General features: G+C 69.5%; 23 protein-coding genes and 2 tRNA genes. 9 read left to right on the forward strand and 16 right to left on the reverse strand.

Translation table 11 applies throughout. The features are described 5' to 3' along the window. A partial coding sequence (locus ACK5IN_RS00450) for a replication initiator (RefSeq protein WP_416894267.1) occupies positions 1-674 on the reverse strand: 674 nt, incomplete at its 3' end. Positions 675-860: 186 nt separating this feature from the next. Between ACK5IN_RS00450 and ACK5IN_RS00455 the strand changes: the two genes are divergently transcribed. Next, positions 861-933 (forward strand) — tRNA-Ala (locus ACK5IN_RS00455). Between the two features lie 56 nt (positions 934-989). Here the strand turns inward: ACK5IN_RS00455 and ACK5IN_RS00460 are convergent. Together ACK5IN_RS00460 and ACK5IN_RS00465 are read right to left on the reverse strand one after the other, a co-directional pair. Next, positions 990-1,436, reverse strand: coding sequence for an aminoacyl-tRNA deacylase (locus ACK5IN_RS00460; protein WP_416894325.1), 447 nt, complete (start codon positions 1,434-1,436; stop codon positions 990-992). A gap of 89 nt (positions 1,437-1,525) precedes the next feature. Continuing rightward, entirely contained in the window at positions 1,526-2,107 is a 582-nt protein-coding gene (locus tag ACK5IN_RS00465) for a DNA helicase (RefSeq protein ID WP_416894268.1), read from the reverse strand. 97 nt (positions 2,108-2,204) lie between these two features. Between ACK5IN_RS00465 and ACK5IN_RS00470 the strand changes: the two genes are divergently transcribed. Together ACK5IN_RS00470 and ACK5IN_RS00475 are read left to right on the forward strand one after the other, a co-directional pair. Then, entirely contained in the window at positions 2,205-2,762 is a 558-nt protein-coding gene (locus ACK5IN_RS00470) for a peptidylprolyl isomerase (RefSeq protein ID WP_416894269.1), read from the forward strand. Positions 2,763-2,783: 21 nt separating this feature from the next. Next, entirely contained in the window at positions 2,784-3,668 is an 885-nt protein-coding gene (locus ACK5IN_RS00475) for a rhomboid family intramembrane serine protease (RefSeq protein ID WP_416894270.1), read from the forward strand. Between the two features lie 93 nt (positions 3,669-3,761). On the opposite strand, the gene ACK5IN_RS00480 is transcribed toward ACK5IN_RS00475, so the two are convergent. Further along, positions 3,762-3,998: a cell division protein CrgA gene (locus ACK5IN_RS00480; protein WP_416894271.1), complete on the reverse strand. Its 237-nt coding sequence runs from the start codon at positions 3,996-3,998 to the stop codon at positions 3,762-3,764. A 64-nt stretch (positions 3,999-4,062) separates the two neighbouring features. On the opposite strand from ACK5IN_RS00480, the gene ACK5IN_RS00485 reads away from it, so the two are divergent. The 3 genes from ACK5IN_RS00485 to ACK5IN_RS00495 are packed head-to-tail and all read left to right on the forward strand — an operon-like array spanning position 4,063 to position 5,602. After that, complete coding sequence (locus ACK5IN_RS00485) at positions 4,063-4,833, forward strand: class E sortase (protein WP_416894272.1); 771 nt, start codon at positions 4,063-4,065, stop codon at positions 4,831-4,833. Continuing rightward, positions 4,833-4,988 (forward strand): hypothetical protein, encoded by a 156-nt coding sequence (locus tag ACK5IN_RS00490; protein WP_416894273.1) that lies wholly within the window; start codon positions 4,833-4,835, stop codon positions 4,986-4,988. The genes ACK5IN_RS00485 and ACK5IN_RS00490 overlap by 1 nt, the downstream gene beginning before the upstream one ends. Then, a complete protein-coding gene (locus tag ACK5IN_RS00495; RefSeq protein WP_416894274.1) occupies positions 4,985-5,602 on the forward strand; it encodes an anthranilate synthase component II in 618 nt (205 codons plus the stop codon). The genes ACK5IN_RS00490 and ACK5IN_RS00495 overlap by 4 nt, the downstream gene beginning before the upstream one ends. Positions 5,603-5,617: 15 nt before the next feature. Here ACK5IN_RS00495 and pknB read toward each other — a convergent pair whose 3' ends face one another. Genes pknB through ACK5IN_RS00530 form a run of 7 tightly spaced genes read right to left on the reverse strand, consistent with a single transcriptional unit; the run spans position 5,618 to position 14,418 of the window. Then, entirely contained in the window at positions 5,618-7,315 is a 1,698-nt protein-coding gene (gene pknB / locus ACK5IN_RS00500; protein WP_416894275.1) for a Stk1 family PASTA domain-containing Ser/Thr kinase, read from the reverse strand. Between the two features lie 39 nt (positions 7,316-7,354). Then, positions 7,355-9,097 carry a serine/threonine protein kinase gene (locus ACK5IN_RS00505; RefSeq protein ID WP_416894276.1) on the reverse strand — a complete coding sequence of 581 codons (1,743 nt, stop codon included), beginning with the start codon at positions 9,095-9,097 and terminating at the stop codon, positions 7,355-7,357. After that, positions 9,094-10,551: a peptidoglycan D,D-transpeptidase FtsI family protein gene (locus tag ACK5IN_RS00510; RefSeq protein ID WP_416894277.1), complete on the reverse strand. Its 1,458-nt coding sequence runs from the start codon at positions 10,549-10,551 to the stop codon at positions 9,094-9,096. Before ACK5IN_RS00510 ends, ACK5IN_RS00505 begins: the two co-directional genes overlap by 4 nt. Next, complete coding sequence (locus tag ACK5IN_RS00515; protein ID WP_416894278.1) at positions 10,548-11,924, reverse strand: FtsW/RodA/SpoVE family cell cycle protein; 1,377 nt, start codon at positions 11,922-11,924, stop codon at positions 10,548-10,550. Before ACK5IN_RS00515 ends, ACK5IN_RS00510 begins: the two co-directional genes overlap by 4 nt. Continuing rightward, positions 11,921-13,159 carry a Stp1/IreP family PP2C-type Ser/Thr phosphatase gene (locus ACK5IN_RS00520; protein ID WP_416894279.1) on the reverse strand — a complete coding sequence of 413 codons (1,239 nt, stop codon included), beginning with the start codon at positions 13,157-13,159 and terminating at the stop codon, positions 11,921-11,923. The genes ACK5IN_RS00515 and ACK5IN_RS00520 overlap by 4 nt, the downstream gene beginning before the upstream one ends. A 6-nt stretch (positions 13,160-13,165) precedes the next feature. Then, on the reverse strand, positions 13,166-13,678 hold the full coding sequence (locus tag ACK5IN_RS00525) for an FHA domain-containing protein (protein WP_416894280.1): 513 nt from the start codon (positions 13,676-13,678) through the stop codon (positions 13,166-13,168). Beyond that, a complete protein-coding gene (locus ACK5IN_RS00530) occupies positions 13,675-14,418 on the reverse strand; it encodes an FhaA domain-containing protein (RefSeq protein WP_416894281.1) in 744 nt (247 codons plus the stop codon). The genes ACK5IN_RS00525 and ACK5IN_RS00530 overlap by 4 nt, the downstream gene beginning before the upstream one ends. 231 nt (positions 14,419-14,649) lie before the next feature. Between ACK5IN_RS00530 and ACK5IN_RS00535 the strand changes: the two genes are divergently transcribed. Then, positions 14,650-14,733: transfer RNA gene (locus ACK5IN_RS00535), tRNA-Leu, on the forward strand. A 68-nt stretch (positions 14,734-14,801) separates the two neighbouring features. Here the strand turns inward: ACK5IN_RS00535 and nhaA are convergent. Then, complete coding sequence (gene nhaA, locus ACK5IN_RS00540) at positions 14,802-16,151, reverse strand: Na+/H+ antiporter NhaA (protein WP_416894282.1); 1,350 nt, start codon at positions 16,149-16,151, stop codon at positions 14,802-14,804. A 348-nt stretch (positions 16,152-16,499) separates the two neighbouring features. Between nhaA and ACK5IN_RS00545 the strand changes: the two genes are divergently transcribed. After that, positions 16,500-16,706, forward strand: a complete 207-nt coding sequence (locus tag ACK5IN_RS00545) for a cold-shock protein (protein WP_416894283.1) — start codon at positions 16,500-16,502, stop codon at positions 16,704-16,706. Positions 16,707-16,763: 57 nt separating this feature from the next. Here ACK5IN_RS00545 and ACK5IN_RS00550 read toward each other — a convergent pair whose 3' ends face one another. The 4 genes from ACK5IN_RS00550 to nucS are packed head-to-tail and all read right to left on the reverse strand — an operon-like array spanning position 16,764 to position 21,550. Beyond that, positions 16,764-18,869, reverse strand: a complete 2,106-nt coding sequence (locus tag ACK5IN_RS00550) for a bifunctional lysylphosphatidylglycerol flippase/synthetase MprF (RefSeq protein ID WP_416894284.1) — start codon at positions 18,867-18,869, stop codon at positions 16,764-16,766. After that, positions 18,866-20,152: a hypothetical protein gene (locus ACK5IN_RS00555; RefSeq protein WP_416894285.1), complete on the reverse strand. Its 1,287-nt coding sequence runs from the start codon at positions 20,150-20,152 to the stop codon at positions 18,866-18,868. Before ACK5IN_RS00555 ends, ACK5IN_RS00550 begins: the two co-directional genes overlap by 4 nt. After that, positions 20,145-20,828 (reverse strand): HAD hydrolase-like protein, encoded by a 684-nt coding sequence (locus tag ACK5IN_RS00560; RefSeq protein ID WP_416894286.1) that lies wholly within the window; start codon positions 20,826-20,828, stop codon positions 20,145-20,147. Before ACK5IN_RS00560 ends, ACK5IN_RS00555 begins: the two co-directional genes overlap by 8 nt. A gap of 26 nt (positions 20,829-20,854) precedes the next feature. Continuing rightward, positions 20,855-21,550, reverse strand: coding sequence for an endonuclease NucS (gene nucS, locus ACK5IN_RS00565; RefSeq protein ID WP_416894287.1), 696 nt, complete (start codon positions 21,548-21,550; stop codon positions 20,855-20,857). Positions 21,551-21,734: 184 nt separating this feature from the next. Here nucS and ACK5IN_RS00570 point away from each other — a divergent pair, with 184 nt between their 5' ends. Beyond that, positions 21,735-23,114 (forward strand): MFS transporter, encoded by a 1,380-nt coding sequence (locus ACK5IN_RS00570; protein ID WP_416894288.1) that lies wholly within the window; start codon positions 21,735-21,737, stop codon positions 23,112-23,114. Positions 23,115-23,121: the final 7 nt, after the last annotated feature.

Below are 23,121 nucleotides of genomic sequence, written 5' to 3' on the forward strand. Positions count from 1 at the left end.
CCGTCGCCGTCCGTGGTGAGCGGGTCGCACTTCGATTGCGCACCCCACCGCAGCACCGAACCGTCGAGCGGATTGCGGGCAGTGGTGCTCTTCGCCCGAGCCTCCACCATTGACGGCGGGCCTGTCTCGGCAGCGTCGATACGGATGATCGCGTGCAGGTGTAGCACGCCGCGATCCTGCCACTCCCGCACCGCGAAGAACGCCAACGACTCCCACGCATCCCGAAGCCGTGTCTTCGTGGTGTTCCACAGCGGACCGAACCCGTAGTTGAACGCCACCGCGCCCGCGTAGTCGTAGGCGTCGGGATCGACCGGCACCCCCGACAATGCCGCGTCTGCCTCAGTGTGTCGCGCACCGCAGCGGCAGCGGCGCGACTCTTTCGCAGCGTGCGGGATCGAGTGAACTCGCCCGAAGCTCGGCGCGGTCAGCGTCAGCAGATAGAACCTGAACCGCTTGCCTGCTGGGGGATCGAAGCCGCCGCTTTGAGCGATTGCCGCCCAATCGCCGCGCACCATCTCGGCACACGAAGGGCACACCGCCACCCGTCGCGATCCGCACCGCACGAGGAGCCCGCCCGCCGTCTCGACGGGGCGCGAGCACCTGCCGTTGACGAGTGCCGTAGCCAGCGGCACCGCCCACTCGTCGGGCAGATCGTGAAAGCTTGGAGCGTCCATGCGACGTGTGCCCCGCGTGTGCCCCGAACTGCTATCCTCTTACACAGGGGTTCGCCCGGCGCACCGAAATCACTTGTCAGCAGGTCAGATGGAATCGTCAAGATTCCACGAGATACCCTGACAATGAAGAGGTCCCAGGTTCAAGTCCTGGTAGCCCCACCGGTTTCCTCTGCGGGAAGCCCACACGGGGCCTTAGCTCAGTTGGTAGAGCGCTTGCTTTGCAAGCAAGATGTCAGGAGTTCGAATCTCCTAGGCTCCACAAGTGAAGGTGTACTCGAACTCCACTGCAGCGGGTGCGGCTGGTGGACATCGCGCTCACGATGAGCGGGATGCTGTGAGCTCCTGTGAGATGTCGGCCACCGTCGCGCCGAGCGCGGCGATGAGGGCGTCCGCATCGACGAACATGCTGTACCCGTGCGCGCCCGCACCCATCGCGATCCGGGTGCCCACGATGTGCTCGTCGGCGTACACCGGCCAGGCGGTCGTGCTGCCGAGCGGAACGATCGTGCCGCGTTCGTAACCGGTTGCCGCGAGGGCGACATCGGGGTCGGGCAGCGTCAGGCGGTTGACGCCGACGACGGCGCGCAGCTTCGGCCACGAGATCGCCCGGTCGCCGGGTACCAGCGCGAACAGGAACTCCCCCTCGCTCCCCGAGCTTGTCGAGGTGCGCTTGACGACGAGCGTCTTGACGATGTCGGCCGGCCTGACGCCCAGCAACTCTGCGGCCTCGGGCAGGCTCTTCGCTGCGGGGCGCTCGCGCATCTCGATCTCGAGACCGAGGGCCGCCGCCGCGCGCGCGACGCGCCCGTAGACAGGCTCGGGGAGCGAGACAGTCTCGGGCAGGGAAGGGGTCACGCGTCGGGCGCACGCAGCGGGTCGTCGGCGACCCAGAGCTCGTCGTCGGCGCGCAGCGTCTGCCACGCCGCGTAGAGGACGCCGATCGCGGCACCCACCCCGAGGATGATGGCGATGACGCCGCCGGCGCCCAGCCCCTTCTTCTCGGGCTGCACCGAGCGCAGCTGCGCGGAGAGCTTCTTCGACACAGCCTTGCCGCGCTTGTCCGCCTTCTTCTGGAGGCGCGCGAAGTCGATGTTCATTCCGCGGCCGGCGGCCAGGCGGGCACGGGCTTCGTTTGCGGCATCCCACACCGATAGCGCCGAGCCGACCACGGTACCCGTCGCCGGGATGATCCCGTCGTTCACGAACTTCTTCGAGAACTTCACGCCGCGGTCGACGTACGGGGCGGCGTACTGGCCGTACGTCGACTGCACGGTCGGCACCACGTGCTCGCGGCTGTAGTTGCCCAGCTGGCGTCCGGCTTCGCGGGCGACCGAACCGGCCTCACCGACCAGTACCTGCTGCGACTCCCAGAGCTTGTTCGCCTGGCTCTGCAGGTTGCGGAGTTCCTTCTTGCGCTTGCGGCTGAGGCTCACGGGGCCCCTCCCTGTCGTGAGGATGTCGTACGTCCCCATCTTGCCAGACCATGCCTGTGCCGGAAGAGATTGCGCAGAACTCTGCGAGAATGTACATATGCCAGTTCCCACCGCGGTCGCGACCCTGCACACCAACCACGGCGACATCGTCGTCAACCTCTTCGGAGATCACGCACCGCGGACGGTGCGCAATTTCACCGGACTCGCCGACGGCACCGGTGAATGGACCGACCCCACCACGGGCGCGCCCGGTGAGGGTCCGCTCTACACGGATGTGATCTTCCACCGCATCATCCCCGGCTTCATGATCCAGGGCGGCGACCCGCTCGGTCAGGGCACCGGCGGCCCCGGCTACACGTTCAACGACGAGATCCACCCCGAGCTGTCGTTCGGCGCCCCCTACCTGCTGGCGATGGCCAACGCGGGCCTGCGCCGCAACGCCATCACGGGCCAGCCGGAAGGCACCAACGGATCGCAGTTCTTCATCACCACCGACCCGACCCCGTGGCTCACCGGCAAGCACACGATCTTCGGTGAGGTCGCCGACGACGCTTCGCGGGCCGTCGTCGACGCGATCAGCGCAGTGCCGACGGCGGCCGGCGACCGGCCCGTCGAGCCCGTCGTCCTTTCGTCGATCGACATCGCCGACGCCTGACCCGGCACGGCGAGTCCGCGCATGACGACCGACGCGTTCAGGTCGAATCCCGACAACTTCTGCTACCGGCATCCCGATCGGCAGAGCTTCGCGCTCTGCCAGCGCTGCGGGCGCACGATCTGCGGGGAGTGCCAGACGCAGGGCGCCGTCGGTGTGATCTGCCCCGAGTGCATGCGCGAGCAGCGGCGGGCGGCCCCGCGTGTGGCGCGAGCCGCCCGATCGCGGGGGTCGACGCTCTCGGTCGTGCGCGACACGAGACCGCTTGTCACGTTCTGGATCATGGGCATCACCGCCGTGGCATACCTGACGCAGCTGATCCCCGGCTCACCGGTGCAGCAGCTGCTGGCGTTCAACAGCCTGCTGGTGATGCCCCAGGTCGGATTCGAGCCGTGGCGCCTGTTCACCGTGCTGCTCGTGCACGGCAGCTTCTGGCATATGGGCCTGAACATGCTCGCGCTGTTCATGATCGGCCGCAGCCTCGAGCCGCTGCTCGGCCGGTGGCGGTTCCTCTCCCTGTACCTGCTGAGCGGGCTCGGCGGCTCGGTCGCCGTGGCACTGCTCGCCCCGGGGGTGTGGGTGGTCGGGGCATCCGGTGCGATCTTCGGCCTGTTCGGCGCACTGCTGGTGATCGGCCGGCACATCGGTGCGAACGTCACCGGCATCGTGATCATCATCGCGATCAACTTCGCGCTGCCGATCATTCTCGGCATCGTCGGCGGCTCGCTCGCCGCGATCCGCATCTCGGGGGAGGCGCACGTCGGTGGGTTCATCGTGGGCGCCGCCGTCGGATTCCTCTTCGCCCGCACGCGCGGAGTTCGTCAGCAGCGGCTGCAGCAGTGGCTGCTGATCGCGGTCGCCGTCGTGCTGCTCGCGTTGCTGATCATCCCCGCGGTGCTCTACGTCTGACGCCTGCGCCGCGTTGCGCCCCGACGGGCTGGTCTATCCACAGATTCATCCCCAGTTGGGGATGAATCACACGCGTGTAATTCGAGCTCGGATTCAGCGCCACCGCGTCGTCATCAGGAAGCCGATGAACGCGATGCCGAAGCCGATCGCGAGGTTCCACCCGCCGATACCGGGGATGGGATACGCCTGCAGGCTCAGGTAGAAGACGATGATCCAGGCGAGGCCCAGCAGCATGAAGCCGACCATGAGGGGCTTGAACCAGACGGGGTTGGGCGCGTCTTCGCGCTCGCCCTCGACGATGGGCTCCTCGCCCTTGTGTGACCGTGCCATGGTCCCCAGTCTAGGTCACCGGACGTGCCGCATCCTTCCAGGTCTCAGGGGATAAACTCGCTCTGTGACCGGGGCCATGACTGCAGACGCCCGTGCCCGCCGTCCGCGGCGGGGCGCGAGCGTCACCGGCGTGCTCGGCGAACTGCTCATCACGGTCGGGGTCGTCGTGCTGCTGTACGCCGCGTGGCAGCTGTGGGTGGGCGACTGGATCATGGGCGCCCAGGCCAACGCCGAGGGCCACGAGCTGGCCGAGGAGTGGGCCCTCGCCGACGATGCCGCGATCCTCCCCGACCCCGCAGACCCGGCAGACCCGGCAGAGCCCGTCGATCCCGCAGCGATCGCACCGCCGACCGAGGGCGATGTGTTCGGGCTGCTGTACGTGCCGCGCTTCGGTGACGACTACACCGTCAAGGTGGCCGACGGTGTCGACAAGCGCAGCATCCTCGACCAGGCCATGATCGGCCACTACGTCGACACGCAGCTGCCCGGTGAGGTCGGCAACTTCGCGCTCGCCGCACACCGCACCACGTTCGGTGCGCCGTTCGCGCGCATCGCCGACCTGCATGTGGGCGACGCCATCGTGCTCGAGACGCAGGAGGGCTGGTATACCTACCGGTTCCGCACCCTTGAGTACGTGCGGCCCGACGCCGTCGAGGTGCTGCTGCCGGTGCCGCAGGCGTTGGGTGCCGAGGCCGGCGACCGCTTCATCACCCTCACCAGCTGCTCGCCCCGCTACTCGAATGTCGAGCGCATCATCGCCTATGGCTCGTTCGACTCGTTCCAGCCGCGCGGTGCCGGCGCGCCCACGTCGCTCGACCCGGTGACGGAGGCCTGATGTACGGCGCACTGTGGCGGATGCTCCCCGGCCCGTGGTGGGTGCGGCTGCTGATCGTGCTCATCGTGGTGGTGGTGCTGCTGTACGTGCTGTTCTGGTACGGGTTTCCCTGGGTGAGCCAGTTCGTCAACCCGCAGGAGGTCACTGTCGAATGACCAGGGTGCTGGTCGTCGACAACCACGACAGCTTCGTGCACACCCTCGTCGGGTATCTGCGTGAACTCGGTGCGGCGGCAGACCTGGTCGAGGCCGACGAGCTCCATGGTGCTGCAGCATCCCTCGCCGGCGTCGACGCCGTGATGATCTCCCCCGGGCCGGGCAAACCCGCCGGCGCCGGTGCATCGATCGACGTCGTGCACGCGGCCGCGGCGGTGCGGATGCCGCTGCTCGGCGTGTGCCTGGGGCACCAGGTGATCGCCGCGGCCTTCGGCGCCCGCGTCGACCACGCCCCCGAACTCATGCACGGCATGGTCTCCGCCGTGCACCACGACGGGTCGGCGCTGTACGCCGGGCTGCCCACCCCGTTCGCCGCGGGCCGCTACCACTCGCTGGCGATCGTGCCCGAGACCCTGCCCGATGAGCTCACGGTGACCAGTCGTACCTCTGGCGGGGTCATCATGGGCATCGCGCACCGCGATCTGCCCATCTTCGGCGTGCAGTTCCACCCCGAGAGCGTGCTCACCGAGGGCGGGCACCGGCTGCTGGCGAACTGGCTCGCAGGGGCCGGGATGCCGGCGGCCCGCGCCGCAGCGGTGGGTCTGCACCCCTGAGCGCCTGCGGCGCGACTACCCGGAGCAGACCGTGAGCTGCACCGTCGCGTGCACGGGCGCTTCGCCGGGCGGGATCGACTGGGCGATCACCGTCAGCGGATCGGTGGCCGGGCACGACGGGTCGTCGACGCGTTCGACCTGCAGCTGCGACTCGCTGCCTTCGAGCGCGGCCGTGGCGGCGTCGAGCGTGAACCCGGTGTAGTCGAGAATCTGCACACGACCGGTGGCCACCACGAGGTTCACCGGAGTGTCCAGCACGAGCTCGGTCCCCTCGACCGGGTCGGATGAGATGACCACGCCCACAGCCAGCGATGGGTCGTTGCGCTGGGTGACGACGCCGAGCGTCAGCTTCACGTCGGTCAGGGCGGTCGTCGCCTCCTCGAGCGAGACGCCCACGAGCGGCGGCACGGCCGCCTTCTCGGCTCCGGTCGATACGTAGACCGTGATCTGCTGCCCCGGTGTGACGGTCTCTTCGGCGGCGGGATCGGTGCGGATGACCAGCCCCTCCTCCACGGTGCCGTCGATCTGGTCGACGCGATAGGGCACGAGCTCCTCGCTTTGCAGCAGCCGGTTGGCGGCGTCGTAGTTCATCCCCGAGACGTCGGGAACGACCCGCGAGCTCGATGGCACCCCGGAGTCGGGCTGGATCGACAGAACGAAGAACACCACAGACAGGATCAGCACCGCGAGCACCGCGACGCTCGTCCAGATCCACGCGACGGGCGGCCCCGATTGCGTGCGCTTCATCGTCGTGTCGGTGCTCAGCTGGCGCAGCGTGCGCGCGGTCTCTGCCGCCTGGCGCGGGTTGGGACCGTACAGCTCGCTGGTGAGCGTGCCCACGGCGCGCTTGGACGGCGAGCGGCCGTCGACGGTCGCATCCAGTGCCTCGCGAAACTGCGCGGCGTCCTGATAGCGCTGGAACGGATCCTTCGCCAGCGCTCGCAGCGCCACTGTGTCGAGTGCACGCGGCACGTCGGAGTTGACCTCGGACGGGGCCAGCGGCGTCTCGCTGACGTGCTGGTACGCGACGGCCACCGGGGTGTCGCCCCGGAACGGCGGGCGTCCGGTGAGCAGCTCGTAGAGCACCACACCGGTCGAGTACAGGTCGGCACGTGCATCCACCGGCTCGCCCTTGGCCTGCTCGGGCGAGAAGTACGACGCCGTGCCGATGATCGCGGTCGTGTCGGCCACCGTCGACGACGAGTCCGACACGGCACGGGCGATGCCGAAGTCCATGACCTTGACCTGGCCCGTCGAGGTGACCATGACGTTGCCCGGCTTGATGTCGCGGTGCACGACGCCCGCACGATGCGAGTACGCCAGCGCCTCGAGGATGCCGTCCACATAGCGCACCGCATCGGTGACGGGCACCGGGCCGGCCGCGATGACGTCCTTCAGCAACTCGCCATGGACGAGCTCCATCACGATGAACGGAACGGGATGCGTCGTGCCATCGGCATCCCGTTCGCTGTCCTCCCCCGCGTCGTAGACGCGCACGATGCTGGGATCGGACATGCGCGACGCCGCCTGTGCCTCGAGGCGGAACCGGGTGCGGAACGTGCTGTCGCGCGCGAGTTCGGGCTTGAGCACCTTGATCGCGACAGGGCGGCCCAGCGTGAGGTCGTATCCGCGGTACACGGTGGCCATGCCGCCACGACCGATCAGCTCATCGATGCGATAGCGGCCCGACAGCACACGCGTGTCACTCGTCACGTACACTCCCCTGCGGTGGAACCCAGCCAGCTTAACGGATCAGGGCTCGGTGTCCTCACCTGCCTCGGCCGCCGCGATGATCGGCACGTCCATCGGCGGGGAGGAACCCGAATTGTTGCCGCCGCAGGTGGCGGTATACGTCGCACTCACGTTCGATCCGACGGCGCCGTTCACGACGATGTCGGTCTGACGCTCGGTCGGGCCGAAGCTGCGCTCGGTGCCGCCTGCGGCGAACTCCGCTCCTCGGATTGCCACCGTGTAGGCGCTGAGCACCCCGGTGCCGGAGGGGCAGTTGAAGAACTCCCAGTTCAGCTTGACCGTCGACCCCGCCTCGACCTGGGTGGCCGGGTTGCCGCCGACCGTGATGCGCGGGGCCGTCGTCGGCTTGCCGATCGCGACGGGTGCGCTGTAGGTCGTGACGGTGATCGTGGTGCCCTCCGGGACGCGGCCGGTCGGGTCGACGGCGTAGATGAGGCCCTGCTGGTCGGCGGACTCGGCCGCGTTGCCCTCGACGCACGAGGCGACGAGGTCGTTGTCGTCGAGCACTTGACGCGCGGCGTCGCAGGTCTTGCCGATCAGGCCGAGCTCGTCGACGTTGATGCGGTCCTCGGTCGGTGTCGGTGTCGGCGTCGGTGTCGTGTTGGTCGGCGTGGGTGTGCCCGAGCTCGATGTCGGCGCGGGTCCGCCGTCGTTGTTGGCGACGAGCGCCCAGATCGTGCCGCCGAGCACGAGCAGCAGCAGCACGATGAGCACGATCAGCGGCCACGTCCATGCGCTGCGCTTGCGCTTGGCGGGGGCATCGGCCGTGGCCAGGGTGGCCGTCGCGGTGGCGCCCGCGGCGCCGGCCGGAATGATGCGCGTGGCCGCGTCGGTCGCCAGCCCGGTGCCGACCAGCTGTGTCATGTCGTCGCCGGAAGCGCCTCCGGTGGCGATGGCGGGCACGGCGGCAGCGGCAGCGACCACGTCTCCCCGGCGCAACGCCGCGGCGGCGCGGGCCACGGTGGCGGCCGATCCCGGCCGGTCCTCGGGCTTCTTGGCGATCATGGCCATCACGAGGTTCTGCACCGGCACGGCCACGGTCGGCGGCAGCGGCGGCGGCTGCTCGTTGATCTGCGCCATGGCGATGGCCACCTGCGACTCGCCGGTGAAGGGGCGCTTGCCGGCCAGGCACTCGTACGCGACGATGCCGAGTGAGTAGGTGTCGGTGGCAGGGGAAGCCGGGTGCCCGGATGCCTGTTCGGGCGACAGGTACTGCACCGTGCCCATGACCTGGCCGGTCGCCGTGAGCGGCACCTGATCGGCGATGCGCGCGATGCCGAAGTCGGTGATCTTCACCCGGCCGTCGGGCGTGATCAGCAGGTTGCCGGGCTTGATGTCGCGGTGTACGAGACCCGCGACGTGCGCGGCCTGCAGGGCGGCGGAGGTCTGGGCGACGATGTCGAGCGTCTTGTCGCTGGACAGCGACCCGTCGCGCTCGAGGATGGTCGACAGCGCCTCGCCCGGCACCAGCTCCATGACGAGGAAGGCAGACCCGTTCTCCTCGCCGTAGTCGAAGACGCTGGCGATGCCCTCGTGGTTGACGAGCGCCGCGTGCCGGGCCTCGGCGCGGAAGCGCTCGAGGAAGCCCGGGTCGCCCATGTACTCGTCCTTGAGGATCTTGATCGCCACGGTGCGTCCGATGACGTGATCTGTGGCCTCCCAGACCTCGCCCATACCGCCGATCGCGATGCGTGACTGCAGCTCGTACCGGCCGCCGAAAGACATCCCCTGTGTTGGCCTCATCGGTTCAGCACCGCCTCCATGACCTTCTTCGCGATCGGGGCCGCAATGGTGTTCCCGAATCCTGACTGACCCTGTCCTCCGCCATCATCCACGACGACGGTGACGGCAACCTGAGGATCATCTGCGGGGGCGAACCCGGTGAACCACAGCGTGTAGGGGTCGGTCTTTCCGTTCTCCGCGGTGCCCGTCTTCCCGGCAACGTCGACGCCGTCTATTCTTGCATTGCTCGCTACGCCGGAACTGACATTGGCGACCATGAGCCGCGTCATCGTAGCGGCGAGGTCCTCGTCCAGCGCCCGCCCGAACTCGGTGGGCTCGAAGGTCCGCTGCACCGACAGGTCGGGACCGACGACCCGATCGACCATCATCGGGTCCATCACGAGGCCGCCGTTGGCGATGCCGGCAGACACCATGTTCATCTGCAGCGGGGTGGCGCGCACATCGCCCTGACCGAACCCGGTCAGGGCCGTCTTGTCGTCCGACAGCGCGCGCGGGTAGGTCGACGGCGTCGACTCGAGCGGCATCGAGAAGGAACGGTTGAACCCGTACTTCTCGGCCTCTTCGCGGATCGCATCGTCGCCGAGTTCGACGGCGAGCTCGGCGAAGGGGATGTTGCAGCTCAACCGCAGCGCATCGGCGATCGTGACCGTCTCGGCGCCCCCGCAGTCGCTGCCCCCGGAGTTCTGCACCGTGGTCGAGGTGCCCGGCAGCGTGTAGCGGATGGGGTTGGGCAGCGTCGACTCGGGCGTCCACTCGCCGGACGCGAAGGCGGCCGAGGTGACGACGAGCTTGAACGTCGATGCGGGCGGGTTGAGGTCGCCGCCGATCGCGCGGTTGTAGAGCGGATGCCGCGGGTCGGCCTCGAGCGCGTCGTACGCCGCGTTCACCTCGGCGGAGTCGTGCGAGGCGAGCAGATTCGTGTCGAAGCTCGGGCTCGTGACCATGGCGAGCACGCGCCCGGTGCTCGGCTCGGTGGCGATGACCGCGCCCTGCAGGTCGCCCAGCGCGTCGTACGCGACACGCTGGATGTCGGGCTCCAGGCTCAGCACGATGTTCGACCCGCGCGGCGGCTTGCCCGTGAGGATGCGGTCGAGGCTCGCCAGGAACTGCGAGCCGCCGGTGCCGGACAGCTGCTGGTTCATCGCCTGCTCGATGCCGGTGGCCGAGTTCAGCACCGGATTGATGTACCCGGTGACCGGGGCCCACATGTCGGCGTCCACGTACATGCGCTGCCAGCTGTACAGGTCGTTGGTCGGCACCGAGGTGGCGATCGGCGTGCCCTGCGCGACGATCGCCCCGCGCTGCACCTCGTAGCTGTCGTACAGCGCCCTTCGGTTCTCGGGGTTGGCCGTGAGCGATGGGGCCTGCACCACCTGGATCCAGCTCGTCGAGGCGAACAGCGCCAGGAACATGATCAGCATCAGGATGCTGAGGCGGCGGAGCTCTTTCGTCACCCGATCACCACCCGGGGGCGGCTGCGCACCGCATCCGATATCCGCAGCAGCAGTGCCACGATGATCCAGTTCGCCACCAGCGACGAGCCGCCCGCGGCCAGGAACGGGGTCGTGAGGCCGGTGAGCGGGATGAGCCGGGTGACGCCGCCGACCATGATGAACACCTGCAGCGCGATCGTGAACGACAGGCCCGTCGCGAGCAGCTTGCCGAAGTCGTCCTGACCGGCCAGGCCGATGCGGATGCCGCGGCTGGTGAACACCATGTACAGGCACAGCATCGCGAACACCCCGATCAGGCCCAGCTCCTCGCCGAGGCTGGGGAAGATGTAGTCGCTCGCCGCGAGCGGCGTCAGGTATGGGCGGCCCTGCCCGAGACCGGTGCCGAGCAGCCCGCCCTGGGCGAGGCCGAAGATGCCGTTGACCAGCTGATAGCTGGTGTTGTCGATGAGGTTCGGGTTGAACGCGTCGAGCCAGTTGGTGAAGCGCTCGCCGACGTACGGGAGCAGCCGGGATGCCGCGAACGCCCCCGCCACGGCGAGGATCACGCCGATCAGCACCCACCCGGTCTTGCCGGTGGCCACATACAGCATCGCGACGAACATGCCGAAGATGAGCACGCCTGTGCCGAGGTCGCGCTGCATCACGATGATGCCCAGCGAGATGAGCCAGACCACCAGCAGCGGGGCGAACTCGCGCACGCGCGGCCACGTCACGCCGAGGAATCGGGTGCCCGTCGAGGTGAGGCTTTCGCGGGTGCGCACGAGATAGCCCGCGAAGAAGATCGCGAGGAAGATCTTGGCCAGCTCGCCGGGCTGGAACGAGAAGATGCCGAAGTCGACCCAGATGTCGGCGTTGCCGTCGGCGCCCAGGCCCGGGATGACCGGCAGGATCAGCAGCAGGATGCCGGCCAGCCCCGACAGGTACGTGTACCGGAACAGCAGCCGGTAGTTCTTCAGCACCAGCACCACGGCGATCGCGCCGACCAGCGCGATCAGCGACCATGCCAGCTGCCGCGTCGAGTCGGCGGCCCAGCCGTGGTAGCGCTCGGCGATGTCGAGCCGATAGATCATCGCGATGCCCAGCCCGGTCAGCAGCGTCGCGATCGGCAGCACGAACGGGTCAGCCGCGCGGGCCGTGAGCCGCAGCACGATGTGCAGGGCGACCGTCAGAGCCGCAGGGCCGCCGCAATAGACCAGGAACTTCGCGTCGATGACGCCGGTCGCGCCCAGCTGCACGAGGGCGACCGCGCACGCGTTGATGACGAGCGCGAAGATCAGCAGGGCGAGCTCGCGGTTGCGCTGCGTCTGCGGCACCCGGATCTTCTTCAGGGCCCGCACCACAGCGGTGTCGGCGGTCAGCTCGGGAGCAGTCATCCGTCACCCCCGTCCGCCGGGCGCAGGCGATCGACGATCTCGCGCGCCTCTTTCAGCGACCCCGCCGAGATGGTCTCCTGCACCGACAGCTGTTGGAAGTACGTGAGGTCGTCGAGCGGGATGCCGGTGTCTTCGTAGACGCTCGACAGCGGGATCGGGCCGATGCCCTGCTGGATGCCGCGGAACACCACAACGGTGTCGTGATCGGCGCCGACGAAGAAGCGCGTCTGCGTCCAGTTGTAGGCGATGACGAGGCCGCCGATGAGCATCGCGATGACCACGACGAACCCGGCGATCCATGTGACGCGGCGCCGTCGTGCGCGGCGGCGGTCCTCTTCGATGAGCTCTTCGAGGAACTCGGCCGCGGGCTCGTAGTGGCTCGGCTCGTTCGCCGCCTGCCGTGCCGGGTGCAGCCAGCTCGTGCGCCCCGGGCGGGCGGCCGGCACGGCGACGCCCTCGGGATTCGACGCCGAGCCGACGATCGTGGGCGTGCCGGTGAGCAGTGGATGCTGCCCCCCCACGTCGACGATGACGATCGTGACGTTGTCGGGGGCACCGGCATCCAGCGCCTGCTTCAGCAGGTTGTCGGCGGTGCGCGCCGGCGCCAGGCCGAGTCCGAGCGCCTTCGACGTGTGCGGATCGTCGACCACCCCCGACAGGCCGTCGGAGCACAGCAGCCACCGGTCACCCGGCTGCGTGGGCATGACGAACGTGTCGACCTCGGGATCGGTGTCCATGTCGCCGAGCACCCGCATCAGCACGGAGCGCCGGGGGTGGTACCGCGCCTCCTCCGGCGTGATGCGACCCGAGTCGACCAGGCGCTGCACGAACGTGTGGTCGGCGGTGATCTGCGTCAGCGCGTCGTCCCGGTACAGATAGATGCGCGAATCGCCGATGTGCGCGATGACCGCGTAGTCGTCGACCATGAGCAGCGCCGACACCGTCGTTCCCATGCCGGCCAGCTCGGGCCGGCGGGCGACCATGTCGACGAGGTCGGCGGCCGCGTCGGCGATCGCCTCCTGCAGGGACCGCTCGGCGTCGTCGGTGCTCGCGAAGTGGCGGTCGAGGGTTTCGATGCGGCTGATCGCGATGCTCGAGGCGACGTCGCCGCCGGCGTGGCCGCCCATGCCGTCGGCGACGACGAAGAGGTTCGAGCCCGCGTACCCGGAGTCCTGATTGTTCGAGCGGACCTTGCCGGTGTGCGAGATCGCGGCGCTCGAGCCTTCGAAGACCATGCCGCCTTACTTCCGCAGCTCGAAGGTCGTGGCCCCGACCTTGATCGGGGCGCCGACGAGCACGGGCACGGGGGTGGAGACGCGCTGGCCGTCATGCCAGGTGCCGTTCGTGGAATCGAGGTCCTCCAGCATCCACTGCTGTCCCCACAGCATCAACCGCGCATGCTGGGTCGACGTGTAGTCGTCGCGGATGACCAGTCCCGACTCGCTCGAGCGGCCGATGGTCAGCGGCTCGGTGCCCAGCGGCAGTTCCATGCCCGCCTTCGGTCCCGAGGTCACGACGATGCGGTCGGCCGTGTCGGTGGTCGCCTTCGTGATGCCCGCCGGGGTGCGGGGTGCGGGGGCGGCATCGGGCAACGGCGTGCCGGTCGGATGGGTGCCGGCGGCGGCCGCCACCGGCATCTTGCGCACGCGCACCCCGAACAGGTCGGCGCGCAACGAGTAGACGACGGCGAACACGAAGCACCACAGCAGCAGCAGGAACCCGATGCGCAGCAGCAGCAGGGTGAGCTCGCTCACGTCACGTCACCCTTCTCGAGCAGATCGAAGACGCGGGTGGCGTTGGCGGCGGGCTGGCGTGCGGGCTGCCGGGCCGCCTGCGGCACGACGCGGAACACGATGTCGGTGCGTCCGATGCGCACGACGCTGTCGGGCGTCAGCGGGGCCTCCGAGAACCGGCGCCCGTCGATGGTCGAGCCGTTCGTCGACCCGAGGTCGCGCACCATGCCGCGCTCGCCGTCCCACAGGATCTCGACGTGCTTGCGGCTCGTGCCGGCGTCGGCGATGGTGATGTCGGCGTCGCTGCCGCGGCCGATCACGGTGCGGGACTTCACGAGGGGATGCCGGTGGCCGGCGATCTCGACGACCGGCCGCCACGACACCTGCCCGCCCGAGGCGGTCTGCGAGTCGACCTGGATCGTGCCCGTGGCCACGCGGTCGTCGGGCTGCAGCGCGATGGTCACCGGCCCGGCGAAGCTGTAGCCCTGCGACGTGGCGTGCGTCTGCACGAGCGTGTCGAGCTCTTCGCCGAGCGCCGGCCCGATCGTGCGCATCTTCTCGTCGTCGGCCGGCGACAGCCGCACGGTCAGCGCATTCGGGGCGAGGATGCGGTCGCGGCTGACGACCGCCGCCTTGGTGTCGAGTTCCCGGCGCAGCGCCGAAGCGATCTCGACGGGCTGGATGCCGCTGCGGAAGGTCTTCGCGAACGCGCTGTTCACCGCGCGTTCGAGTCCCTTCTCGAAGCTGTCAAGTAGTCCCACGAGGCTCCTCAGGCAGGCCGATCGATACGCACATGCTAATTGCACCGGCTGAGTGTCCTGTGGAGAACGGGTGCTTCGGGTCGCCGGTCGTCGGCTTCGCAGTCTGGCACGAAGTTCGCAGAAAAGGCGAGGGATGCTGCGGGCTTCGCGCGAAACTGCGAACCTGGCGTGCAGGACCACGAGGTGGAGCGTGATATTCTCGGGAGGTTGAGTGCGCGTCCGACGCGCCTCGCGCGAGTGGCGGAATTGGTAGACGCGCTGGCTTCAGGTGCCAGTGCCCGCAAGGGCGTGGGGGTTCAAGTCCCCCCTCGCGCACGCGAATGAAATGGCCCCTGACCCGGGATTTAGTCTTCCAGGTCAGGGGCCATCTCGGTCAGCCGGCCTCACTCGGGCCGGTGCTGATAGACGTCCGGGATGCCGTCGCGGTTGGTGTCGACCGCGTGGCTCTGTGCGATCTTGCGGTAGCCGCGGTTCCTGCTGATCAGGAGGATCGACGCGATCGCTGCGGCGAGAACCGACGCGAGCAGGATGGCCACCTTGGCATGATCGCGGGGCGGATCGGATGCGGAGAAGCTCAGTTCCGTCACCAGGAGCGACACCGTGAAGCCGATGCCGGCGAGCAGGCCCACACCGGTGATATCGATCCAACGCAGGGCGGGATCGAGCCGGATGCCGCGCGTGCGCGTGGTCAGCCACGTCGCCGCGACGATGCCGAGGGGTTTTCCTGCAACGAGTGCGACGACGATGCCGATGGTCACCGGATCGGCGAGGGCGGAGACGAAGCCCTCGGTGCCGCCGATGGCGACGCCCGCCGAGAAGAAGGCGAACACCGGGACCGCGATCCCGGCCGACAGCGGACGGAACCGATGCTCGAACTCCTCGGCCAGACCGGGGGCGGTGTCGGCGATGTTGTCTCGGCGACGGTGCAGCACCGGGATGGTGAATCCGAGCAGTACCCCGGCGATGGTCGCGTGGATGCCGGACGCGTGGATGAACGCCCAGGCCACGACGCCGATGGGCAGCAGGATCAGCCAGGCGGCCGAGGACCTGAGGTGGAAGAACTGCCGGTACCGCTGGGCGAGCACCGCGTACACGGCGATCGTCAGCAGGCCGAGCAGCAGTGGGATCAGGTTGATCGCGGCGGTGTAGAAGATCGCGATGATGCTGATCGCGATGAGGTCGTCCACGACTGCGAGCGTCAATAGGAAGAGGCGAAGCGGTGCGGGCAGATGCGAGCCGATGAGCGCGAGCACGGCCACCGCAAAGGCGATGTCCGTCGCGGTGGGGATCGCCCAGCCGCGCATCAGTCCTGGTGCCGGCGCAACGATGGCGACATAGAGCAGCGCCGGCACGATCACACCGCCGACCGCGGCGGTGACGGGAACGATGGCTGTGCTGAAGCGGCGCAGGTCTCCGGCGACGAACTCGCGCTTGAGCTCGAGGCCGACGAGAAAGAAGAAGATCGCCAACAGGCCGTCGGCCGCCCAGGCGCCGAGACTCAGTCGCAGATGCCACGGCTCATAGCCGATCTCGAAGTCACGCAGCGCGAAGTACGAGTCTGCCCAGGGCGAGTTCGCCCACAGGATGCCGATGGCCGCCATCAGCACGAGCAGGGCGCCGCCGACGGTCTCCTTGCGCAGCAGCGTACCGATGCGGAGAGCTTCGGCGTAGCTTCCGAGCCGGGGGAACAGGCCTCGCGCCGTCGCGGGCGGGGTGGGGCCGGGTGAGGTCACAGGGGTCTCCGATGGGTTTGATGCGTGCAACGTCGACCAGGCTTCCCGACTCTCCTCCGGCAGTCTACCGACTCGCCACCGCGCGCGACCTCTCTCGTACTCCCGCAATGCCGACACATCGGATAAAGTTGCAACGCCGCGCTTCGCGTGGCCTATCCGGGGGGATCCGTCGACGCCCGGGCCGTGTGGCGAAAGCCCCGCCCGGGCGTCGAATGGGCTTGAGACCCGTTTCTCACATTTGTGTCACCATCTGCGCGGAGTTTCGCCGGGGGACACCTCGTGCCACTAACGTGGAGGGATTCGACCCCCTGCGGGCCTCTTGAGGACCGCACCTACGAACGGCATGGAATGAGCACTACCGGCACTGTCAAGTGGTTCAACTCGGAGAAGGGCTTCGGCTTCATCGCTCCTGACGACGGCGGCGCCGACGTCTTCGCGCACTACACTGCAATCGATGCGAGCGGCTACCGCTCGCTCGAGGAGAACCAGCGCGTCGAGTTTGAGACCGCCGAGGGCCCCAAGGGCCTGCAGGCGGCGAACATCCGCCCCCTCTGAGCTGATCTCGAACGCCTCTTGAGCCCACCAGGCCGGTGGGCCCAAGAGGCGTTCCCGCTACCGGTCGTCGTCGCCGGATCCGCGCATGAGCCCGATACCGGCGCCCGCCAGCTGAGCGAGCGACGCGTCGGGCAGGAATGCCCGGGTGAGCCCCATGCCGATGCGAGCCAGGTCGGCCTCATCCCGGAACACGAGATGCATCGTCTCGTAGCGGGGATTGAACTTCTCCTTGAAGCGGTGCAGCGACTGGAACCCGTACACCGGCTCGAGCATGTCGGCCAGGCTCTCGCTGAGCTGGGCCAGACCGCCTGCATCCTTGGGGTAGTCGTGGGTGAGCGGCGCACCCGACAGTGACACGATCTCGGCTCCTTCGTCGCGGAAGTGTGCCGCCGAGCTGCCGATCAGGAACTCCATCACCGGACCGAAGCCGCCGTCCCGGCGGCGCATGAGGTCGAGCGTCCACCCGCGCACCGCGCCGTCGCCGCCGTAGACGGGCAGCCACGACAGGAACCCGTCCACGTCGCCGCTCGGCGAGACCGCCAGCGCCAGTCGCACCTCGGGATCCTCCGCCTCGGTGAGGGTGCCCAGCGTGAAGCCCATCTCGGGAAGTCCCTTATCGCCGACCCACATCTCCGAGATGGCACGCACCTGCGCCTGGATGCCCCACGACTCCTTCTTGAGGTGCGTCATGCGGAAGGTCATCTCCTCGCGGCCGGCGCGGTTCAGCGACGTGCGCACCGTCGCCCATCGCTTCCCGGCGAACTCGAGACCGGGCAGATCGACGATGGTGTCGTCGGCGACGATCAGGTCGTTCCACGAATCGGGCGCAGCATCCCTCGTCGCGTCGTTCGCACTGAAGAACGCCGGGGTGAGCCCCGCGTGCATCGCCATGTCGATGAACTCGCGCACCGACTGCTCCCGGCCCTCCTCCGGGCCGATCGGATCGGCCAGGGCGAGGGCGACACCGGCACGACGCTGGTACGCGACGATGCCCGTCGACGTGCGTGCGTAGGTGTTCGGCGCCCAGGTCGTCATCCACGACAGGGTGTCGCCGCCGTGGGCGCGCAGCAGCTCCTTCACCTCGTCGACGGTGGGCACCGGTTCCAGCCCGAGCGTGCCCTTGCGCTTCCACCGGAACGCGCGGCGCACCCGCATGAGATACACGAGCATGAACAGCCACAGCGTCGATGTGGCCAGCAGCAGCGACGGATCCCCCGAGATGTCGATCTGGTTCTCCCGCCAGTCGATCACCGACAGCACGGCAAGCAGCAGACCGCCGGTGAGGATGTTGTACGCACCCAGGGCGACGGCGATCACCCATGCCCAGCGGCGGGCGCGGCGCAGACCCTCGGCGATCGCGATGATCACCACGATGTCGATCGCGATGTCCCACCAGGTGCCCTCGCCCGGCGCGGTCTCGCCGAACAGTCCGTCGGTCGGCACCAGCAGCACCACGATCTGGATCACGCCCAGCATGATGATGGCGATGAATGCGATGAATCGCTGCTCGCGCACCGTGGCCTTGCGCACCTTGAGCGAACGGTCGACGCCCAGCACCAGGAAGACGGCCAGCGCGTGCTCGAGCTCCGCGATGTCGCCCCAGAACAGCAGCGCGACGATGACGTACGCCAGCAACACCATCCAGGCGCGGGCGCGCCACGGCGCCCGGAAGTGCCCGATCGCGGCGGCCATGCACGCGAACGCACCTCCGCTGAAGCCGACGTCGAGCTGGGCGGCGCCGTTGATCGCCCACTGCCAGTCGGTGTAGCTGAGCACCCAGAACAGCAGTGCGGCGCCGAGCACGGCGAACAGCTGGCCGATCCAGAAGTACGACATCGCAACCTTCCAGCCGCGCATGTACTCGAGCACCGCAACACCCCACAGGGCGATGAACGACGTGATGTACACCCACGGCTGGTCGACCAGGAACGTGCCGGTGACCGGCGTCCACCAGCGACCCTCGTCGAGCGCCGGCAGCCCGTAGGCGAACGTGCCCCAGCCGGCGCTGTTCACGTACGGCTCCCACAGCCCGCGGCCGATGACGCCGACGGCCAGGATCACCACGATGAGCGCGAGCGTGCCCGGGATGCGGGCAAGGAACCGCCCCACGGGGTGCGCGCGACGTGGAACGGATGCGGCCTCGGCCTCGGTGGTATCGGTCATGACTTCCTCCCGCCCCTCAGTGTGTCGTAATCGGCGAGCGCCTGCGCGTCCTCCGCGTGTCGCATCGCGCGCCGCGCGGCATCCAACGCCTCGACCGGGTCGCTCGCCTGTCGGGCTGCGGCGAGCTCGCGTTCGGCGGCGACCAGGCGCACGCGGGCGTCGGCGGAGGGATGTGTGTGTGCGGCGGATGCCTCGGCCCGGGCGACCGCGCCGCGCGCCGCCGCGAGGGTGCCGGGCAGGGCGCTGCGGGCACCGCGCAGCCGCTGCTGCGCGGTGCGTGCGTCTCCCAGTGCGAGGTCGAGCCGGTCGCGCAGGTGCGCGACCTGGTCGACCGTCCAGGTCGGGCGGATGGGTGCCTGCGGCCGCAGCGCGGCGAGCGATCGCTCGGCCTCGGCGATCGCGGTGCCGAGCCGGTCGCTGTCGACCGGCTCGAGGCCCTCGCGCGTGACCATCGCCTGGCGCATCGCTGACCGTGCCGCATCGAGCTCGTCGGGCACGGCCTGCGCCGCCTGCGTGACGAGCCGGTGCGACTCCTCGAGCGCGCGGGCCGCCTCCTGCGCGGTGCGCAGCGCGCGCTCGCCCTCGGCCAGGGTCGACAGCGCCGAGGCCGTGGGGTCGTCGGCCTGCACGGCGGCGGTGGCCAGCACACGCTGCGCGCGCTCGGTCTCGGCGATCGCGGTATCGGCGCTGTGCGCAGCATCCGTCCACTCTTCTTCGGCGAAGCGGGCCGACAGGTCGGCGACCAGCGCCGTCGGGTCGCCCATCGCTGCGCGCAGATCGTCCAGGCGCCGCTGAGCGGCAGCGATCTGGTCGGCGACCGACACGTGGGTGCGCATCCAGGCGACGTGCTCGCCGCGTGCGGCGGCGGTGAGGGCGATCGCCTTGTCGGCCGTCGCCGAGATACGGTCGGATGCGCGACTGACCTCGTGCGGCAGCGGCTCGGAGCCGTCGGCGCCGGAGAGCAGGGCGCGGTACTCCTCGAACAGCGCGTCGCGGGTGTGCTGCGCCGACATGCGCGCGCGGCGTAGCGACGGCGGTGCGTCGCCGCCGTAGAGCGCGCCCGACAGACCCACCTCGAGGTCGAGCTCGGCGACGGCGTCGTCGAGGGCGACGAGCTTCGCACCGGCGGTGTCGCGCCGCGCCTCGGCGGCGGCCAGCGCCCTGGGCCCGCGGGCGGCGCGCCGCAGCCCCCAGATCAGGGCGGCGATCGCGATGGCCGCGACTCCGAACACCACCACCGCCGGGATCACCCAGCCCAGTACCGCAGCGAGCTCTTCAGGCATCAGTCGCTTCCGGAAGGATCAGCGCGCGCAGCCCGGCGACGTCGTCGACGGATGCCTGGGCACCCTCGGACTCGTGCGGCCAGCTGAAGCCCCACCGCACGAACACCACGGGCACGCCGTGTTCGGCGCCGCCCTCGACGTCATGGTGCCGGTCGCCGACGAGCACGGGGCGGTCGGTCGGTGCACCGCCGGCTGCGAGTCGCCGCAGCGCCTCGCCCACGACCTCTGACTTCGAGCTGCGGGTGCTCTCATCGGCTGCGGCACCCACGATGGCGGTGAAGTACGGAGTGAGGTCGAAGTGATCGAGCAGGGCCAGCACCTGCACCTCGGGCTTCGAGCTGGCGATCGCCTGCGGGATCCCCGCCGTGTGCACGTCGTGCAGCAGCTCGGCGATGCCTGGGAACAGCCTCGCCCCGGTCGTGTGGCCGTCCTGCTGCGAGAGGGTGCGGTAGAAGACGAGTGCGTCGGCGGCCTCGCCCGGGCTCATCCCCAGCTGCGTCTGGAACGACTCGAACATGGGCGGGCCGATCCAGTGCACGAGCTCGGCTCGGGTCACCTCGGGATGCCCGAAGTGCTGCATCGCCAGGCCCAGCCGGCGCAGGATGCCCTCCGAGGCATCCACGATCGTGCCGTCCATGTCCCACAGGACGCACGAGCACGGAGAGGGAGCGGCCATGGTCCCAGCCTATGGGGGCGCCGCGCTCAGAACAGGCGCGGCGCCCCCGACTCGATGCCCTTCATCTCGTCGTAGTCGAGTGTGACGCAGCGGATGCCGCGGTCGCTCGCCAGCACGCGGGCCTGCGGCTTGATCTCCTGCGCGGCGAATACGCCGGTCACGGGCGCGAGGTGCGGGTCGCGGTTCAGCAGCTCGAGGTAGCGGGTGAGCTGCTCGACGCCGTCGATGTCGCCGCGGCGCTTCACCTCGACCGCCACCGTGCCGCCGGCCGGGTCGCGCAGCAGCAGGTCGACCGGGCCGATCGCGGTCGGGAACTCGCGGCGCACGAGTGTCAGATCCTCGCCGACGACCCCGACCTGTTCGGCCAGCAGCCGTTGCAGGTCGGATTCCACGCCGTCCTTCTGCAGCCCCGGGTCGATGCCGAGCTCGTGCGATGAGTCGTGCACTACCTGGTGGATGCGCACGTGCAGCGCGTCTCCGCTCTTGGCATGGACGACCCGCCACACCTCGATCACCCCGTCTTCGGCGGTCGCGGCATCCGGCTCCTCGACGGTGAGGGTGCAGGGCGGCGACATCCAGTTCAGCGGCTTGTACGAACCCCCGTCGGAGTGCACGAGCAACGAGCCGTCGCCCTTGTGCACGAGCAGGCGCGTGGCCAGCGGCAGATGCGCATTGAGCCGGCCGGAGTAGTCCACGCTGCAGCGGGCGATGACGAGACGCATCGGATGAGCCTAATGCTTGTCAGCGTTGGGCACGGTGCCATCGGCGATCGAGGAGCAGAACCATGACTCAGCCCACGCGACTGGCGGTGGCGCTCGACTCGGATCCCGAACCCGCCGGTCTGCCCCCGCGCCTTCGCCCACCTGTTCGGGTGGTTCTCGGCCCGAGTGGGAGGATCGGGGAGTGATGGATGCTGCGGCCGACCCCAGGGCGCGCCGGCGTGCCAGTCTCACGGTCGCCGCGCTCACCGTCGGCACCGCGCTGAACCCGCTGAACTCGTCGATGATCGCGGTCGCCCTGCTGTCGCTGCAGCACGACTTCCGGCTCGACCTGGCCACCGTGACGTGGGTCATCACGGTGTTCTACATCGCGTCGATCATCGGTCAGCCCCTCATGGGCCGCATCGTCGACGCGCTCGGCGCGCGCCGCGTCTTCCTCGTCGGCATGGTGCTCGTCGCGCTCGCGGCGGCGCTCGCGCCGCTCGGCGACACGTTCCTGCTGGTGTGCACCGCGCGGGTGCTGCTGGCGATCGGCACCTCGGTGGCGTTCCCGGCCGCCGTGGCGCTGGTCGGTCCGCTCTCGGCGGCCGGAGGCATCCCGGTCCCGCACCTGCTGGCCCGCATCCAGGTGACCAACACCGCCGGCGCCGCGGTCGGTCCGGTGCTCGGCGGCGCGCTGGTGACCCTCGCCGGGTGGAACGCCGTGTTCTGGGTGAACGTGCCGCTCGCGGCGGTCGCGTTCGCCGGGGTGGCGGTGCTCGCCCCGCGGGACTCCCGGCGCAGCGGTGTCAGCGCGGGCCGTCTGTTCGTCAACCTCGACCCGGCCGGGGTGCTCGCGTTCGCGGTGGCGATGACGGCGCTCGTGGTGTTCGCGCTCGACACGACGGGCAGCCTGGACTGGTGGCTGCTCGGCGTCGGCGTCGTGGCGCTCGCTCTGTTCGTGTGGCGGGAGCTGCGCGCGTCGCTGCCGTTCATCGACCTGCGGATGCTGGTGGGCAACGCCACGCTGCGCACGGCGTACCTCGGGTTCACCGTGTTCAGCGCGCTGTTCTACCTGGCGTTCTTCGGACTGCCGCAGTTCCTCGAGGACCGCGGCGGATACTCGGCCGCCGTGGTCGGCCTGCTCGTGCTGCCGCTGTGCGCGTTCACCGTGGTGCTCGCTCCCCTCGTCGCACGTGCGATCGCGCGGCGCGGTGTGCGCCCCGTACTCGTCGGGGGAGCGGTGCTGCTCGTCCCCGCGGCAGCGACGCTCGCGCTCGGGGTGGTCACCACGGACGCGGTATGGATGCTGCTGATCGCTGCGGGCCTCGGCATCCCGTACTGCATGGTCTCGCTCGCGTCGACGCACGCCGTGCAGTCCGCGGCCCCCGCCGGGCAGATCGGAGCGGCCTCGGGCGTGCTGCAGTCGATGCGGTACATCGGCGCGATCATCGCGACCGTGATGCTCGGCCAGTTCATCGGCACCGGTATCACGACCGCGGGTTGGGGCGCCGTTGCCGTGGCCGCGCTCGCCCTCGGCGCGGCGCATCTGGTGATCGTGCTGGTCGGGGCGCGGCGCCGTGCCTGACGACCGG

The organism is Microbacterium sp., from assembly GCF_047971895.1.
Taxonomy (GTDB): Bacteria; Actinomycetota; Actinomycetes; order Actinomycetales; family Microbacteriaceae; genus Microbacterium.

Bases quoted from the DNA above. Each gene is read 5' to 3' on its own strand.
- ACK5IN_RS00460 (WP_416894325.1), bottom strand. From the start codon at position 1,436: ATGCGCGAGCGCCCCGCAGCGAAGAGCCTGCCCGAGGCCGCAGAGTTG.
- ACK5IN_RS00470 (WP_416894269.1), top strand. From the start codon at position 2,205: ATGCCAGTTCCCACCGCGGTCGCGACCCTGCACACCAACCACGGCGAC.
- ACK5IN_RS00475 (WP_416894270.1), top strand. From the start codon at position 2,784: ATGACGACCGACGCGTTCAGGTCGAATCCCGACAACTTCTGCTACCGG.
- ACK5IN_RS00480 (WP_416894271.1), bottom strand. From the start codon at position 3,998: ATGGCACGGTCACACAAGGGCGAGGAGCCCATCGTCGAGGGCGAGCGC.
- ACK5IN_RS00490 (WP_416894273.1), top strand. From the start codon at position 4,833: ATGTACGGCGCACTGTGGCGGATGCTCCCCGGCCCGTGGTGGGTGCGG.
- ACK5IN_RS00495 (WP_416894274.1), top strand. From the start codon at position 4,985: ATGACCAGGGTGCTGGTCGTCGACAACCACGACAGCTTCGTGCACACC.
- ACK5IN_RS00505 (WP_416894276.1), bottom strand. From the start codon at position 9,097: ATGAGGCCAACACAGGGGATGTCTTTCGGCGGCCGGTACGAGCTGCAG.
- ACK5IN_RS00515 (WP_416894278.1), bottom strand. From the start codon at position 11,924: ATGACTGCTCCCGAGCTGACCGCCGACACCGCTGTGGTGCGGGCCCTG.
- ACK5IN_RS00520 (WP_416894279.1), bottom strand. From the start codon at position 13,159: ATGGTCTTCGAAGGCTCGAGCGCCGCGATCTCGCACACCGGCAAGGTC.
- ACK5IN_RS00545 (WP_416894283.1), top strand. From the start codon at position 16,500: ATGAGCACTACCGGCACTGTCAAGTGGTTCAACTCGGAGAAGGGCTTC.
- ACK5IN_RS00550 (WP_416894284.1), bottom strand. From the start codon at position 18,869: ATGACCGATACCACCGAGGCCGAGGCCGCATCCGTTCCACGTCGCGCG.
- ACK5IN_RS00555 (WP_416894285.1), bottom strand. From the start codon at position 20,152: ATGCCTGAAGAGCTCGCTGCGGTACTGGGCTGGGTGATCCCGGCGGTG.
- ACK5IN_RS00560 (WP_416894286.1), bottom strand. From the start codon at position 20,828: ATGGCCGCTCCCTCTCCGTGCTCGTGCGTCCTGTGGGACATGGACGGC.
- nucS (WP_416894287.1), bottom strand. From the start codon at position 21,550: ATGCGTCTCGTCATCGCCCGCTGCAGCGTGGACTACTCCGGCCGGCTC.
- ACK5IN_RS00570 (WP_416894288.1), top strand. From the start codon at position 21,735: ATGGATGCTGCGGCCGACCCCAGGGCGCGCCGGCGTGCCAGTCTCACG.